Consider the following 407-nt stretch of genomic DNA (forward strand, 5'->3'; position numbering starts at 1 on the left):
CTTCTGTTCTAGTATCGACAGAACTTGTAGCTTCATCTAATATTAAAATTTTAGGATCAGCTAAAATAGCACGAGCTATAGTCAATAATTGTTTTTGACCTTGAGAAACATTACTTGCTTCTTCATTTAATTTCATCTTATATCCATCTGGTAATGTCTTAATAAATCTATGAACATGTGCAGATTTAGCAGCCTCTATAACTTCTTCATCTGTAGCATTCAACTTACCATATCTTATATTTTCCATAATTGAACCACTAAATAACCATGTATCTTGAAGAACCATACCAAACATTTCTCTAAGCTCACTACGATTAAAATCTTTAATATTATGACCATCAATCAGTATTGAACCGCTATTAACATCATAAAATCTCATTAACAGTTTAACTATTGTAGTTTTACCT

At 30.0% G+C, this 407-nt stretch carries 1 protein-coding gene; it reads right to left on the bottom strand.

All coding sequences use genetic code 11. The features are described from left to right. On the bottom strand, nt 1-407 hold a 407-nt coding region (locus EVJ26_RS14320; RefSeq protein WP_131470788.1), incomplete at both ends, for an ATP-binding cassette domain-containing protein.

The sequence above is a fragment of the Exiguobacterium sp. SH3S1 genome, from assembly GCF_004337105.1.
In the GTDB taxonomy this organism is placed as follows: domain Bacteria; phylum Bacillota; class Bacilli; order Exiguobacteriales; family Exiguobacteriaceae; genus Exiguobacterium; species Exiguobacterium aurantiacum_A.